Raw genomic sequence first — 13,892 nt, 5'->3', positions numbered from 1 at the left:
TTCTCCCTGGCGAAAACGACTGCGTATGGGCGGCAAGCGCCTGGACCGCGGATGCACCACCAGGCGGCCGTTCTACTTTGAAAGCCGCCGCCGAGTCCGCATTGGGGCGAAGGGCAGATCCGGGTCGGAAGCCGGCGTAAAGGGCACGCGGGATTCGGAGGGCACTTGCGTGTCGATCTGGGGCGATCGCGTCAACTACCGACCGGCCACATCTGCTCCCTTGGTTGACGAAGTGTTCGGCTGTTCGAATCTCTTCATCCCTTGGAAGTCATCCTTTAGAAACGTCGCTTGCGCTACGTTCCGGGGCCATCGAGTGGCTCGCCATCTGGCTATCCACGCTCCATCACCGACAACGCGATCTCCTTCTGCGCCTCGAGACTCGCGAGTTGCTTTGTCAGCGACGCACGTATCGATTCGTACGCAGACTTGCCCAGCGCAAGCCGTAGCGGAGGGGACGGACTGTCGATCGCGGTGATCATTGCGTCGACAGTTTTCGCCGCATCCGCAAAATCGAAATAGCCAGCGTCGAGTGCGCACCGGATTTCACCGACGGGCGTGTCGTCGTACACGCGCATCGGCGCCGCGCGGTCGAGACCCGCGCCAAAGTTGGTGCGCGTAGGACCGGGCTCCATGATCACGAAGTCGATGCCGAACGGTCCGACTTCTTGCGCGACAGCTTCGACGAAACCCTCGATTCCCCATTTCGTCGCGTGATAAATGCTAAAAGCCGGATAGCCGATTCGGCCGCCTTCCGACGACACCTGCACGATCCGTCCGCCGCCCTGTTCCCGCAGACGCGGAATGACCGCGCGTATCAACTGGATCGACCCGGTCAGATTCGTCTCGATCTGCCGTGCAATCTGGGTGTCGTCGAGCTCTTCGGCCGCGCCGAACAGCCCGTAGCCCGCGTTGCTGACGACGACGTCGATGCGCGCGAGCGCAGCAAATGCCTGCGCTACAGCGGCTCTGATTGCATCGACGTTCGTCAGGTCGCAAGTGACGACCTCCAGTCGGTCCTCGCCGTGTTGCTTGCGCAGATCGTCCAATGCGCCGGGCCTGCGCAGCGTCGCGACAACGCCGTCGCCGCGTGCCAGCAGCTTCTCCGTCAGCCCACGCCCCAGCCCGCTCGATGCGCCCGTGATCAGCCAGTTCTTCGTCATGCTCATGCTCCGTTGGAAGGATCAGGAGTTCATGCTAGAACAATGGAATTCGTCGGAGAAGCCAGGCCGATCGGCATGACGTGTTGAAGGAAATTCACCAATGGGCAAACCGACTCTCAACGATTTGCAGGCGTTCATGGTCGTCGCCGCGCGGCGGAGCTTCGTGCAGGCCGCAGGCGAACTGGGCGTGTCGCGTTCGGCGCTGAGCCATGCGATGCGCGGACTCGAGAACGATCTGGATGTGCGCTTGCTGCACCGGACCACGCGCAGCGTATCCCTGACAGAAGCGGGGGAGCGTCTGCTTGCACGTCTGCGCCCTGTGCTGAGCGATCTCGATCACGTGCTCGACGATGTCGCGCGGGAAGATGAGGCGCTTCGCGGCACGCTGCGCATCAATGGAAGCGACGGGGCGATCCGTCAACTGCTCCAGACTGTCGTGCCGCGCTTTCTGGCGATGTATCCGCAGATGGAGCTGGATCTCGTCTCGGACGGACGTTTCGTCGATATCGTCGCGGAAGGCTTTGATGCAGGCGTAAGGCTCGGTGAAGCGGTACCCAAGGACATGATCGCGGTACGGATCAGCGAGGATTTACGCTTTGTTGCAGTGGCGTCGCCGCGTTATCTGCGCAAGCATGGCCGGCCTGCCGTGCCGGACGAATTGCAGACCCATCGCTGCGTCCGGCAACGTCTGCCCAGTGGCAAACGCTATCGATGGGAGTTTGCGCGTCACGGTCAGGCCTGCACGATAGATCCGCCCGGCGCGCTCACGATGGACAGCAATACGCTGATGATCGAAGCGGCACTGGGGGGACTCGGTATTGCATACGTACCCGAGCCGTATGCGCGCGACGCGATGGCACGCAAGCGGCTCGTTGCGGTGCTGAGTGACTGGTGCCCGCTCATTCCCGGACTGTTTCTCTATTTTCCCGGAAGCCGACATATTCCCGCCGGGTTGCGGGCATTCATCGAGCTGGTGCGGCAACTGCCCGGCAGCGTGTCCGAGCCGTCGAGGTAGCTTCCGCGAATCAGCAAGAGCGCCCATTCGCCGACGCCGGCTTGCGAGAGCGGCGTCTGGCCGAAGCTCCCAGACGCCCTTGGCCCAGCCGCATTCGCACACCGCAAAGCCCCCCCCCGTCAGCCACGCTCCAACCGCCTGCGTACCGTCCCCACCAACCTGTCAAACGGCAATGTACTCGCAGCCAGCGCACTGACCTCAGAAAAATTCTCCCTCACGATATCTGTCAACACCTGCCCCGGCGGCGCCTCGACCAGCACCTGCGCGCCCATTTCCTGCATCACGGTGAGCGCATCGAACCAGCGCACGGTGTAACGCATATTGGTCGCAAGATCCTCGCGAATCGCATCGGCCGTATATAACGGGCGTCCACCGCGATTGCCGATATAAACCCCGCGCGGTCTTTCAAAATGCAACGTGCGCGAGTACGCCAGAAGTTCGTCGCTCGCGGCCGCGAGCAATTCGCAATGCGAGGGCACGCTGACCGCGAGCCGCGTGGCCTTGCGCGCGCCGGCCGCGAGCGCGCGTTCGATGAACCCGTCGAGCGCATCGTCCGCGCCGGCCATCACGATCTGGCGCGGTGCATTGACGTTGCCGATATACACGCGTTGCCGTTGCTCCGCGGCCTGCTGTGCAACGAGCGTTTCCGCCTGCTGCTCGCTCAAGCCGGAGACGGCCGCGAGACCATAGCCCGCCGGATAAGCGGTTTCCATCAGCTCGGCGCGTCGCTGCACCATCTTCAGCGCATCGCGGAACGCCACCGCGCCACAACTGACCGCCGCCGCATACGCGCCGATCGACAGTCCCGCGCTGATCTCCGCCGCCAATCCTTCATCGGCGAGCGCGCGCATGATCGCGACGCCCGCGACGGTCAAGCCCAGTTGCACCGCGACCGTCGAATCGAAAGCGTCGGATGAGTCGAGCGTCAGCACGTCGATGCCAAGCGTGTCGGAGGCTTCAGCGAGCGTGTCCTGTACCGCGCGATGCTGCGGCAGTCGATGCAGAAAGCCTTCGCTCTGCGCACCCTGGCCGGGGAACAGAAGCGCGAGCATCAGGCAATGCCATGGTGAGCAACCGCCGCCCACGGATCGGCGATCAAGCGGGGGCCGCTCGCATCGCGGGCAAGCACGCGCGCCTTGCCCGCGGCCCATTCCGCGAGCGCCACGCCACCCGCGGGCGTTTCGAGTTGCGCATCGATGCGGATACCGATATGCGCCGCGAGCGTTTGCAGTTGCTCCAGCAAAGCACGCGCGACAGTCAGCGCCAGCGGTTGCGGCACGCGGATCAACAGATCGAGGTCGCTCGCTTCGTTGACAGTCGGCACGTGCGTCGCCAGTTCAAAGCCGGTGCTGCCAATAGGTCCCCAAGCGAATCCACCAAGCGGACCGCCCGAATCACGTTGCAACGAAAGCAGTGCAACGAACGAGGGCAATGCATCACGTCCAGCATCGGCTTGCGTCTGCGCGAGCGATTCCGGCGGCACGGCACCGACGATATCGTCCGCATGCACCCATGTGCCGTAGCGTTGCGCTCGCTTCGCACCGCGTAGGCCGATCGCGACGAAACCATCAGCGGCGAGCGCGCGTCGGACGACCGCATACGGCGCGCGGTTGAACGCGTCGCGAACCCACGCTGGTTCGTCATCGGGCGAGTCCAGCCGCCGCAAGCGCAGCAGATCATGCGGCCGCCACCGCGCGTCGCACGACGTGGCGTGCACGGTGGAGAAGGGCGCAGCCGCGCACACGCGCATCACACGGCATCCCATTGTTCGGCAAGACGCCGCCGCACCTCGATCGACGCCGCGCGAGTCTGCCGCGCCGCCGCCGATTCCAGCCGACGCGCGAGCGTACGATCCCCCTCGCGCGCGCTGCGAATCTGCTCGACCAGCACCGTGCGCACGCGCTCGATCTGTGCCGCATCGGGCGCGTCCGCGTCGATGCCTTCGATCAACTGATCGAGCAGCCCCAACTTCGCGAACGACGTCATCGAATACGACATCGGCACGATCGTGTCGCCGAGTTCGTCGAGTTCTTCGACCGTGCGGCGCGTGACGCGCGCGGCCGCCTCCTTGCCCATCGCGTGGACCATCGTGCCGGGCGCGTCGAGCGCGACGATGCGGTTCGCCTGATAGCCGTGCGCGAGGAACGCGCCGGACATCGCCGGACCGACGATCAGCGCGATCACCGGATGGCCGGCGTCGCGCGCGCTCGCATAGGCGTCGACGGCGGCCGCGCAGGCGAGGTGGATGCCGAGCATTTCCTCGCGATAGCCGTACGCCTGGCTCTTCACGTCGACGATGGCGACGATCGGGCGGCGCGTGCCGGCGTCCACACCCGCATCCGCTTCGATCGCTTCACGCACCGCGCGCGCGAGTTGCCAGCCTTGTTCGAGCCCGACCACGTTGGTGGTCGCGCGCGGAAAACGGTTCGCGGGATCGGGCACGACCGTGATGAAGCGCGCGGTGTCGCCGCCGAGCGGCGCATCGCCGCTCCAGACGGGCGCCGCGCTCGACGATTCGCCGGCCACCAGTGCGTTGAACCAGCGCGCGCCGCGTGTGAGTGTCGTGTCGTTCATGCCTGCTCCTTGTTCGACGCATCGCGCCCTCGCGGGTTGTACACATCACGCAGCGTCTCGGGCGTGACGCTCGCCGGATCGATCCGCGCGAGCCTCTGCAAGAACATGTCGACCTGCTCGCTGCGATGCGTGGCCGGCACGCCTTGCGCGAACGCGGCGCGTACGGCGGCGCGCACGGCCGCGGCATCGTCGTCGACGAGCGTGTCGGCGAGCGCGCTCGCGACGCGCTGCTCGCCGCCGATCAGTTGCCATACGCGGCGGCGGTCGCTCGCATCGAGTTCTTCGATACCGGCTTCCTGCTCGATCACTTCAGGTCCGTTCATGCCGAGCCGTCCCTGCTTCGTCACGATCAGATACGAGCACAGCGCGGCCGCGAGCGACATGCCACCAAAGCAGCCGACCATGCCCGCGATCACGCCGACCACCGGCACGCGTCGGCGCAGCGCGACGATCGCCGCCTGAATCTCGGCGATGACCGCAAGCCCAAGGTTCGCTTCCTGCAACCGCACGCCGCCGGTCTCGAACAGCACGACCGGGCGCACGAGCTTGCCACGCTCGCAGTCGCGTAGCGCCATCTCGAGCGCCGCAGCGATCTTGCTGCCCGACACTTCGCCGATGCTGCCGCCCTGGAACGCCGATTCGATCGCGGCGACTACGGCCGGTTCGCCGTCGATCGTGCCGCGCGCGATCACGCAACCGTCGTCGGCCTGGCAGACGATGCCCTGCAAGGGCAGCCACGGCGACCCGATGCGATCGAACGGTCCGAGCAGTTCGCGGAAGCTGCCCGCGTCGAGCAGCGAGCGGGCGCGCTCGCGCGCGGGCAGTTCGATGAAGCTTTCGCGCAGCAGCGGCGCGCTACGTACGCTGGCGCTCGTGCTCATACGCTGTCTCCTTCCTCGGCCGCTTCGACCGCTTCGGCGAGCCGCAACGCGACCACGCCCGGCGTCGCGCCGAAGTCGTTGATCTCGATGTGCGCGGCGCCGTCGTAGCGCGTGAAGAAGCGGTCGAGCACGCTCTTCCAGATGTGGCCATAGCCGTCGACGCTGGTGCGCACCACCACGTGCGCGGCGAGCGCCGAACCGCCTGGATCGGCGGCGGCAGGCGACAGCAGCACTTCCAGATCGCCCGAGCCGACCACGCCGACGTGCGCGCGGGTCGTGACGGCGCGTTGCGCCGGATAGTCGAAGGTCAAATGTTCCATGAGGCTCAGCTCCGGCTGGCGTCGCGATGCGCCAGCATGTCGAGAAAGAGGGTGGCGGCGAGCAGATCGGCCGCGCCGCCCGGCGATGCGTTCAGCGACAACAGTTCGCGTTCGAGCGCGTCGAGCGCGACGCGGCCCGCGGCTGTCGAACTGCCGCCCGCGTCGAGCACGCGCCGCGCGCCGCGCTGCCCCGCATGCAAGCCGGCGAGTCCCGCGCGATGCAGCAGGCAGGTATCGTCGAGCGTGCTCATGATCGCGAGCAGCGCATCGATGCGCGCGGCGTTTTCGTCGAGGCCGCGTGCGCGGGCCGCGTGCAATGCCGGCAGGCCGACCTCGAGCGCGTGCGGAAAGCCGTCCTGCGCTTCGCGCCGCGCGCCGCCGACCTGATAGCGTCGACGCGCGCGTTCGCCGTGGCTATCGGACGAAGCGGCGAAGCGGTCCGGGAAGCAGGCGATCTGCGCGGCCAGCGTGCAGATGCGCGAGGTATCGACACGGTTGGGATCGCCAGGTCTGTGCGCACGCAAGGAGGAACTCGAAGCCGTTTCGAGCGCCGCGCCCGCGACAAGCAAGCCGATGATCCAGATCGCGCCGCGATGCGCATTGCTCCCTCCCGTCGCCTGCATCATCTCCTGTTCGCCCGCGCGGCCGATCTGCGCGAGCTCGGCGCGCAGCAGCGCCGAGGGTTCGCCGCGGCGGCGCGCCGTGCGCGCCAGCGCCGCGAAGGTCGGTTCGAGCGCGTGCGCGGAGCGCCGCATGATCGCGAGATCGAGGTCGCGATGCGCGCCGCTGCCGCGCCGGTCGACGAGCGCGGGCTTCGGCGTGAGCTCCGCCTCGTCGATCAGCGCGATGATCGCGTCGCGCGCGAGTTGGGCGTCGGAAAACGGCGCGACCGGCGAGGTGCCGCACGCATCGCGCAGGACCGAAGCGAGCGACGCGTCCAACCGTTCAAGAACAGCAGCGGACGCCATCGTCACCAGCTCCGGAAGCGCGCGGGCGGCGCGTACAGTCCGCCCGACCACGTGACCAGATCGTCGATGCTGCGCGCCGCGAGCAGCGAACGCTTCGCGTCGCCGCGCCGGATGCCGAGATCTTCCGGATACGCGACGATGCCGCGCCGGCGCAATTCCGCGGTTTTCTCGGGCTTCGCGCGCAGACCGATCGGCGTGACACCGGCCACCGCCGCGACCGCCGCGCGCCGCTCGTCGATGCCTTCGGCCTTGTGCAGATGCGCGATGCCTTCCTCGGTGACCACATGGCTCACGTCGTCGCCGTAGATCATCACCGGCGCGATCGGCATGTCGTTTTTCGCGCCGACCGCGACCGCGTCGAGTTCATCGACGAAGGTCGGCTCGCCGCCTTTCTTGTACGTTTCCGCGAGTTGCACGACGAGCTTCTGGCCACGCGACACCGCGCCGTCGCCCTTCAACAGCTTCAGCCACGCCTCGCTCGAATGACGCCGGCCGCGCGGATCGTGGCCCATGTTCGGCGCGCCGCCAAAACCGGCGAGCCGTCCGCGCGTGACCGTCGACGAATTCGCGTCCGCATCGATCTGAAGCGTCGAGCCGATGAACAGGTCGACGCCGTATTGCCCGGCCAACTGGCACAGCACGCGGTTCGAGCGCAGGCTGCCGTCGTTGCCGGTGAAGAACACATCGGGGCGTGCCTCGATATACGCCTCCATGCCGACCTCGCTGCCGAAGCAATGGATGCTGTCGACCCAGCCCGATTCGATCGCGGGGATCATCGTCGGGTGCGGATTGAGTGTCCAGTTGCGGCAGATCTTGCCCTTGAGACCGAGCGATTCGCCGTAGGTGGGCAGCAGCAGTTCGATCGCCGCGGTATCGAAGCCGATGCCGTGATTCAGCGACGTGACGCCATACGGCTCGTAGATGCCGCGTATCACCATCATCGCGGTCAGCACCTGCAAGTCGCCGATATGGCGCGGATCGCGCGTGAACAGCGGCTCGACCGCGAACGGCCGGTCCGCCTGCACGACCACGTCGACCCATGAGCCCGGAATGTCGACGCGCGGCAATTCGTCGACGATCTCGTTGACCTGCACGATCACGATGCCGTGACGGAACGCGGCGGCCTCGGCGATCGTCGGCGTGTCCTCGGTATTCGGGCCGGTGTACAGATTGCCGTGACGGTCGGCCTTGTCCGCGCACAGCAGTGCAACGTGCGGCGTCAGGTCGACGAACATGCGCGCATACAGCTCGACATACGTATAGATCGCGCCGATTTCGAGCTGGCCGTCTTCGAGCAGTTGCGCGACGCGCAAACTCTGCGGCCCCGCGAACGAGAAATCGACCTTGTGCGCGATGCCGCGCTCGAACAGCGTCAAGTGCTCAGGACGACTGATGCTCGAAATCAGCAGATGCACGTCGTGCAGCTTGTGAGGATCGACCGTGGCGAGCGAGCGCGACAGGAAGTCGGCCTGCTTCTGGTTGTCGCCTTCGAGCGCGACGCGCTCGCCGGGCTGGATCAACGTTTCGAGCGCATCGACGATGCGGTGCGTGGGCAGCACGCCGTCTTCGAGCCACGGCGCGATGGCCGCGAGGCGGCGGTTCTTTTCGTCGCGCCGGGTCGTCCACGAGCGGACAGTGGACCGCGATGCGGCGGCTTCGGCGGGGTGGTTCATCGGCTCGGTCATCGGTTCGATCAGCTCCCGGTGGTGACGCGCGGGCGTCGGCCGCGCGGCTTCGGTTGATGCGCAAGCGCTTCTTCGCGCGCGCGCTCGGTCAGGAAACGATGCAGAAGCTCGCCGGTGCCGAGCAGATGCGCGACCACCAGCGACTGCGCGGTCGCGATATCGCGGCGCTCGACGGCTTCAAGCAGCGCGGCGTGCTCACTGTCGGACTCGCCCTTGTACGACGGCAAGCCGAACTTCAGGCGCAGATAGCGTTCGCCGCGCCGGTGCAGCAAGCCGATCATGTCCTCGAGCTGCGGCCGGCCGGCGGGCGCGTAGAGACACATATGGAACGCGGCATTGCGCGTGACGTATAGCGACGGATCCTCTTCGCGCTCGGCGGCGCGGCACAAGTCCCTGGCTTCGCGCAGCGTCGCGGCGGTGTGATGCGGAATCGCAAGGCCGAGCGCGAGACTTTCGAGCGCCGAGCGGATCTCGTAGATCTCGCGCGCTTCGTTGGCGGACAGCGGCGCGACCGTCGCGCCTTTATGGACCGCCGCGCGTGCCCAGCCCTCGCTTTCGAGCTGGCGCAGCGCCTCACGCACGGGAATCGCACTGACCGAGAAATGCCGGGCAATCGCGTCCTGGCGCAGCGGGGCGCCAGGCGCGAGCGTGCCGTCGACGATCGCCGCGCGCAGCGCCTCAGCAATCATGTGCGAGGTACTTTCGCGCGGCGCGGCAGCCGGAAGAAACGAACCGGACATGGCGGCGTCCAGGGGAAAACCTTCAGTTGCGTCGGTCATAGTATCAAATATTATATATAAAAAGACGCGCATTTCAGCGCGGGCAAACCCGGAAGTCTTGAACCACATTCCAGGCAGGTGCTCGCGCCGTCCTCTGAATGAGTTGTACGAGGACATCGCCGATCAATCAACGTCGTCGAGCCATCCCCAAGCGCGCCCGTCCCTTTCTTCGTTACGTTCAACTATCGTAGGCCGGAGGAGCATGATGAATACAGTAACCGACCGACGAGCGGTCGCGCGTCAGCGCACACCGCTCAATCGTTCGCAGATCGCAGGGTTCTGGGGAGCGTGGGCCGGCTGGACGCTCGACGGCATGGACTCGTTCATCTACGCGCTGGTGCTCACGCCCGCGCTGACCGAGCTGTTGCCGCGTTCGGGCTTCGCGGCGACGCCGTCGAATGTCGGCCTCGCGGGATCGATCCTGTTCGCGCTGTTTCTGGTCGGTTGGGGACTGTCGTTCATCTGGGGACCGCTCGCCGATCGCTTCGGCCGCACCAAAGTGCTCGCCGCCACCATCTTCACGTTCGCGATTTTCACCGGGCTCGCCGCGACCTCGACCAATGTGTGGCAGCTCGGTATTTATCGCTTCATCGCGGGCGTCGGGATCGGCGGGGAATGGGCGCTCGCGGGCACCTACGTTGCCGAGGCCTGGCCGGAGGATCGTCGCAAAATGGGCGCCGGTTATCTGCAGACCGGGTACTACGCGGGCTTCTTTCTCGCGGCTGCGCTCAATTACACGGTCGGCGTGCATTTCGGCTGGCGCGCGATGTTCCTGACCGGCGCGGTACCGGTCGTCGTCGCGATTCTGATTCTGCTGCGCGTGAAGGAGCCGGAGAAGTGGCAGAAAGCCGACGCAAAGACGGTGCGCGTGAAGCCGTTGCGCGAGATCATGGGGCCGGCTTACCGGCGTCGCACATGGGTCGCGTGCATTCTGCTGACGATCGCGATCATCGGGCTGTGGGCGGGCGCCGTCTACGAGCCGTCCGCGGTGATCCAACTGGCGGCGCGCGCCGGCATGTCCAAGGGCGATTCGATTCGCACCGCGTCGCTCGCGACCGGCTTGCTGTCGATCGGCACGATCCTCGGTTGTCTCGCGCTGCCGCCACTGGCCGAGCGCATCGGCCGCAAGATGACGCTCGCGGTGTACTTCGCGGGGATGGCGGTGTCGATCGCGGCGAGCTTCGGTTGGGCGTTCTATCTGCCGAACGGGCTCGCGCCGTTCATCGCATGGCTGTTCGTGCTGGGCTTTTTCGGCGGCAACTTCGCGTTGTTCAGCCTGTGGCTGCCCGAGCAGTTCGAAACCCGCGTACGCGCGACGGCGTTTGCGTTCTGCACGTCGGTTGGACGCTTCGTCGGCGCCGGCGTCAACTTTCTGCTCGGCGCGGCGGTGCTGCATATGCAGACGCTCGGCGTGCCGATCGCGTTGACCGCGCTCGTGTTCGTGCTAGGCCTGTTCGTGATTCCGTTCGCGCCGGAGACGAAGGGCGAGACGCTGCCGCAGTAAGAACCGGGCGGGCGGCGCGCTTTACTTCGCGTGACTGCGTGCCCGCCCACCCGGATGGAGCAGCGTCAGCAACGGCCAGCCGAGATTGACGCCGAGACTCGCGGCGACGATCAGCGCCATGCCCGCCAGTTGCGACAGCGACAGCGCACGGCCATACACGAGCGCATCCACGACGATCGCGGTCAGCGGATAAACGAACAACAGCACCGCGATCACTGGCGTGCTGAGCTTGGGCAGCGCGCCGTAAATCAGCACATACGACAATCCCGTGTGCAGCACGCCCATGCCGATCAGCCAGAACCACTGTATCGGACCGATATGCGTGAGCGTCAAAGGCGCGATGAGCGGCGCGATCAGCGGCAGACAGATCACGCCGACCGCGCATTGCGTGAGCGTCAGCAAATGCGGGCGCATTTCGCCGAGGCTCTTCGCGATCAGCGTGACGCTCGCATACAGCAGCGAGCCGAGCAGCGCTTCGCTCAAGCCGATCAGATAGCTGCTGTGGCCTTGCAGGTTTCCGGCCGCGATCACGCCCGACGCGAGCACGAGCCCGACGAACGCCGTCGCGATCCAGCCGAGCCGGTCCGCGCCGAGCCGCTCGTTAAAGAGCGCCGCGCCGATCAGCACGACCCAGAACGGCTGCACATGAAACACGACGGTCGCGACCGCGATGCTGGTGCGATGAATCGCATCGAAAAAGCCGACCCATTGCGTGACCATCAGCACGCCGGAAATCAGCGCGAGCGCGACCGTGCGGCGCGTGAACTGCGCGCGCGTGAAAAAGCCCTTCCACGCGCAATAGGCGGCGAGCGAGAGAAAGCCGAACAGGCAGCGGAAGAACACGAGCGTCAGCGCATCGAGCCGCGCCTCCTCGACGAAAACGCCAATCGTGCCCATCAGCAGGCCGCCGCTCGCCAGCGTGATCGCGCCTTGTTGACGTGAGGTGAGGGACATGCGCAACGACTCCGAAACATGATGCCTGCGAGTATTGCGCCGCTTGTGGCCTGTTCACAAACGAATTAAATTGAGCAATTCCATAAGTCCGGTTGATAAATCGTGAACCCTGAATTCGACGTCGATCTGTTGCGCAGCTTCGTCGCGGTCGTGGAGGCGGGCAGCTTCACGAAGGCGGCGGCGAGCGTGCATCGCTCGCAGGCGGCGGTCAGCATGCAGATCAAGCGGCTCGAAACGATGCTCGGCACGACGCTGTTCGCACGCAACACGCGCAACCTGTCGCTGACGCGGCCCGGCAGTACGCTGCTCGAATACGCGCGGCGCGCGCTTGCATTGCAGGAGGAGGCGTGGTCGGCGATCGTGCGGCCCGAGGTGACCGGGCGGGTGGTGCTCGGCGCGCCGGACGACTATGTGTCGTCGCTGCTATCGCCGGTGTTGCGGCGTTTCGCGACGCTGTATCCGCGCGTCGAGATCGAGATCGTCTGCGCGCAGAGCACGGCACTCGCGCCGATGCTCGCGGACAACAAGATCGACCTCGCATTCGTCACGCGCGACCGCAGGATGCGCGGCGAATTCGTGCGCAGCGAACCGATGGTGTGGGTGGGGGCGTCGGTCGATACGCCGGTGCTGAAGGCCTCGCCGTTGCCGGTGGGGTTGTACGAGCCGGGCTGCGTCGCGCGCCAGCACACGCTGGCTGCGCTGGATGGCGCGCGCATCCGTTATCGCGCGGCGTTCAGCAGCGCGAGCCTGATGGGGCTCGTCGCGACCGTGGATGCCGGTTTGTCGGTGATTGCGCTGACGCGGTGCAGCGTGCCGCCGCGGCTCGCGATACTCGGCGACGCGCAAGGGCTGCCGAGAATCGCGCCGCTCGAAATCGTGGTCGCGCGCAGCGCGAAATCGGATCGGCCGACCTGCGATTATCTGGCGCAGCAGATGGTGCAGGATCTGTCGCTGCGGTAGCCGAGCGTGCCAGCCTTAGCCGTTCAGGCACGCGAATAGGCGGTCACTTCACCCTCGACCGCGAGCCGCACGCGCTCACCCGGACGCGGGCACAGATAACCGGGCACGCGCGCGCGCACCATCGCCCGCGTCGCGGACTGCAATTGCAGCGCGACGCTTGCGTCCTGCCCCTGGAAGATCACGTCAGTGACGAGCGCGTCGTGTGCGGCGCCTGTGCGCGCGGTTTCATCGGCGCGCAGCAGGCGGATCTGCTCGGGACGCACCATCACGTCGACCGCACCGTGACCGACGGGCGCGACCAGTGCGAGTTCGCCGAGCTCGCAACTCGCGCGATCGTGTTGCGCGATGCCCGGCAACAACACCGCCTCGCCAATGAACGACGCAAGCTCGCGCGTCACCGGCCGGCGGTATAGCACTTCGGGCGTCGCGGTCTGGATCAGCCTCCCGTTCCACAGCACCGCGACCTCATGCCCGAGCGACAACGCCTCGGACTGATCGTGCGTGACCAGCACGGCAGTCGCGCCGGCCGCGGCCAGCGCACTTGCGACCGCTTGGCGCGTTTCGACGCGCAGCGCGGCGTCGAGCGAGGAGAACGGCTCGTCGAGCATGATCAGCGTCGGCGCGGGTGCGAGCGCACGGGCGAGCGCGACACGTTGCTGTTGACCGCCCGACAGTTGCTGCGGCGCGCGCTCGCCAAAATGCGCGGGCAGGCCGACCAACTCTAGCAACTCAGCGACGCGATGGCGCGCGCGGCGCTGCGTGCGAGGCAGACCGAACACGATGTTGTCCGCGACCGACAGATGCGGAAACAGCGCGCCTTCCTGCGGCACGTAGCCGATGCGGCGTTGCTCCGACGGTACGTGCAGGTTGTCGTCGACGACGCGCCGGCCATCGATCTCGACGCTTCCGCCGTCCGCGCGCTCGAAGCCGCACAACAGCCGCAGCAGTGTGGTCTTGCCGCTGCCCGAGGGCCCCAGCAGCGCGAGCAGCGTGCCGCGCTCGACCGAGAGATCGAGGCCGTGCAGCACCGGGTGACCGTCGAACGATTTCTGCAGTCCGCGGATACGAAGTTCGCTCATGAAAATCCGAAGT

At 66.5% G+C, this 13,892-nt stretch carries 14 protein-coding genes; 3 read left to right on the top strand and 11 right to left on the bottom strand.

Features of this window, described 5'->3' with window-relative positions; all coding sequences use genetic code 11:
- Nucleotides 1-329: 329 nt before the first annotated feature.
- Nucleotides 330-1,160, bottom strand: a complete 831-nt coding sequence (locus tag F6X39_RS23985) for an SDR family oxidoreductase (RefSeq protein WP_187618385.1) — start codon at nt 1,158-1,160, stop codon at nt 330-332.
- 100 nt (nt 1,161-1,260) lie between these two features.
- On the opposite strand from F6X39_RS23985, the gene F6X39_RS23980 reads away from it, so the two are divergent.
- Nucleotides 1,261-2,175: a LysR family transcriptional regulator gene (locus tag F6X39_RS23980; RefSeq protein WP_187618384.1), complete on the top strand. Its 915-nt coding sequence runs from the start codon at nt 1,261-1,263 to the stop codon at nt 2,173-2,175.
- A gap of 119 nt (nt 2,176-2,294) precedes the next feature.
- Here the strand turns inward: F6X39_RS23980 and mdcH are convergent, their stop codons facing one another.
- Genes mdcH through F6X39_RS23940 form a run of 8 tightly spaced genes read right to left on the bottom strand, consistent with a single transcriptional unit; the run spans nt 2,295 to nt 9,382 of the window.
- Complete coding sequence (gene mdcH, locus F6X39_RS23975; protein WP_187618383.1) at nt 2,295-3,227, bottom strand: malonate decarboxylase subunit epsilon; 933 nt, start codon at nt 3,225-3,227, stop codon at nt 2,295-2,297.
- Nucleotides 3,227-3,925, bottom strand: coding sequence for a malonate decarboxylase holo-ACP synthase (locus tag F6X39_RS23970; RefSeq protein ID WP_187618390.1), 699 nt, complete (start codon nt 3,923-3,925; stop codon nt 3,227-3,229). Before F6X39_RS23970 ends, mdcH begins: the two co-directional genes overlap by 1 nt.
- Complete coding sequence (mdcE, locus tag F6X39_RS23965; protein ID WP_187618382.1) at nt 3,925-4,749, bottom strand: biotin-independent malonate decarboxylase subunit gamma; 825 nt, start codon at nt 4,747-4,749, stop codon at nt 3,925-3,927. Before mdcE ends, F6X39_RS23970 begins: the two co-directional genes overlap by 1 nt.
- A complete protein-coding gene (locus F6X39_RS23960; RefSeq protein ID WP_187618381.1) occupies nt 4,746-5,630 on the bottom strand; it encodes a biotin-independent malonate decarboxylase subunit beta in 885 nt (294 codons plus the stop codon). The genes mdcE and F6X39_RS23960 overlap by 4 nt, the downstream gene beginning before the upstream one ends.
- Nucleotides 5,627-5,950: a malonate decarboxylase subunit delta gene (locus tag F6X39_RS23955; RefSeq protein ID WP_187618380.1), complete on the bottom strand. Its 324-nt coding sequence runs from the start codon at nt 5,948-5,950 to the stop codon at nt 5,627-5,629. The genes F6X39_RS23960 and F6X39_RS23955 overlap by 4 nt, the downstream gene beginning before the upstream one ends.
- 5 nt (nt 5,951-5,955) lie before the next feature.
- Nucleotides 5,956-6,918, bottom strand: coding sequence for a triphosphoribosyl-dephospho-CoA synthase (locus tag F6X39_RS23950; RefSeq protein ID WP_187618379.1), 963 nt, complete (start codon nt 6,916-6,918; stop codon nt 5,956-5,958).
- 2 nt (nt 6,919-6,920) lie between these two features.
- A complete protein-coding gene (mdcA, locus tag F6X39_RS23945; RefSeq protein WP_187618378.1) occupies nt 6,921-8,591 on the bottom strand; it encodes a malonate decarboxylase subunit alpha in 1,671 nt (556 codons plus the stop codon).
- A 20-nt stretch (nt 8,592-8,611) separates the two neighbouring features.
- The gene (locus tag F6X39_RS23940; protein ID WP_187618377.1) at nt 8,612-9,382 is read right to left on the bottom strand and encodes a GntR family transcriptional regulator; all 771 of its coding nucleotides are present in this window, start codon (nt 9,380-9,382) and stop codon (nt 8,612-8,614) included.
- Nucleotides 9,383-9,587: 205 nt separating this feature from the next.
- Here F6X39_RS23940 and F6X39_RS23935 point away from each other — a divergent pair, with 205 nt between their 5' ends.
- Nucleotides 9,588-10,886 (top strand): MFS transporter, encoded by a 1,299-nt coding sequence (locus F6X39_RS23935; RefSeq protein WP_187618389.1) that lies wholly within the window; start codon nt 9,588-9,590, stop codon nt 10,884-10,886.
- Between the two features lie 21 nt (nt 10,887-10,907).
- Here F6X39_RS23935 and F6X39_RS23930 read toward each other — a convergent pair whose 3' ends face one another.
- Nucleotides 10,908-11,840 (bottom strand): DMT family transporter, encoded by a 933-nt coding sequence (locus tag F6X39_RS23930; RefSeq protein WP_187618376.1) that lies wholly within the window; start codon nt 11,838-11,840, stop codon nt 10,908-10,910.
- A 102-nt stretch (nt 11,841-11,942) separates the two neighbouring features.
- Here F6X39_RS23930 and F6X39_RS23925 point away from each other — a divergent pair, with 102 nt between their 5' ends.
- On the top strand, nt 11,943-12,800 hold the full coding sequence (locus F6X39_RS23925) for a LysR family transcriptional regulator (RefSeq protein ID WP_090806141.1): 858 nt from the start codon (nt 11,943-11,945) through the stop codon (nt 12,798-12,800).
- Nucleotides 12,801-12,823: 23 nt separating this feature from the next.
- On the opposite strand, the gene F6X39_RS23920 is transcribed toward F6X39_RS23925, so the two are convergent.
- Nucleotides 12,824-13,879, bottom strand: coding sequence for an ABC transporter ATP-binding protein (locus F6X39_RS23920; protein ID WP_187618375.1), 1,056 nt, complete (start codon nt 13,877-13,879; stop codon nt 12,824-12,826).
- Nucleotides 13,880-13,892: the final 13 nt, after the last annotated feature.

Origin of the sequence: Paraburkholderia sp. UCT2, assembly GCF_014397665.1 — a bacterium.
GTDB lineage: Bacteria > Pseudomonadota > Gammaproteobacteria > Burkholderiales > Burkholderiaceae > Paraburkholderia > Paraburkholderia tuberum.
The sequence above is the reverse complement of the archived record's forward strand: the minus strand, read 5'-3'. Positions and strand labels throughout refer to the sequence as shown.

What these genes read in the sequence shown, in the direction of transcription:
- F6X39_RS23985 (WP_187618385.1), bottom strand. Translation starts at nt 1,160, where the DNA reads ATGACGAAGAACTGGCTGATCACGGGCGCATCGAGCGGGCTGGGGCGT.
- F6X39_RS23980 (WP_187618384.1), top strand. Translation starts at nt 1,261, where the DNA reads ATGGGCAAACCGACTCTCAACGATTTGCAGGCGTTCATGGTCGTCGCC.
- mdcH (WP_187618383.1), bottom strand. Translation starts at nt 3,227, where the DNA reads ATGCTCGCGCTTCTGTTCCCCGGCCAGGGTGCGCAGAGCGAAGGCTTT.
- F6X39_RS23970 (WP_187618390.1), bottom strand. Translation starts at nt 3,925, where the DNA reads ATGCGCGTGTGCGCGGCTGCGCCCTTCTCCACCGTGCACGCCACGTCG.
- mdcE (WP_187618382.1), bottom strand. Translation starts at nt 4,749, where the DNA reads ATGAACGACACGACACTCACACGCGGCGCGCGCTGGTTCAACGCACTG.
- F6X39_RS23960 (WP_187618381.1), bottom strand. Translation starts at nt 5,630, where the DNA reads ATGAGCACGAGCGCCAGCGTACGTAGCGCGCCGCTGCTGCGCGAAAGC.
- F6X39_RS23955 (WP_187618380.1), bottom strand. Translation starts at nt 5,950, where the DNA reads ATGGAACATTTGACCTTCGACTATCCGGCGCAACGCGCCGTCACGACC.
- F6X39_RS23950 (WP_187618379.1), bottom strand. Translation starts at nt 6,918, where the DNA reads ATGGCGTCCGCTGCTGTTCTTGAACGGTTGGACGCGTCGCTCGCTTCG.
- mdcA (WP_187618378.1), bottom strand. Translation starts at nt 8,591, where the DNA reads ATGAACCACCCCGCCGAAGCCGCCGCATCGCGGTCCACTGTCCGCTCG.
- F6X39_RS23940 (WP_187618377.1), bottom strand. Translation starts at nt 9,382, where the DNA reads ATGACCGACGCAACTGAAGGTTTTCCCCTGGACGCCGCCATGTCCGGT.
- F6X39_RS23935 (WP_187618389.1), top strand. Translation starts at nt 9,588, where the DNA reads ATGAATACAGTAACCGACCGACGAGCGGTCGCGCGTCAGCGCACACCG.
- F6X39_RS23930 (WP_187618376.1), bottom strand. Translation starts at nt 11,840, where the DNA reads ATGTCCCTCACCTCACGTCAACAAGGCGCGATCACGCTGGCGAGCGGC.
- F6X39_RS23920 (WP_187618375.1), bottom strand. Translation starts at nt 13,879, where the DNA reads ATGAGCGAACTTCGTATCCGCGGACTGCAGAAATCGTTCGACGGTCAC.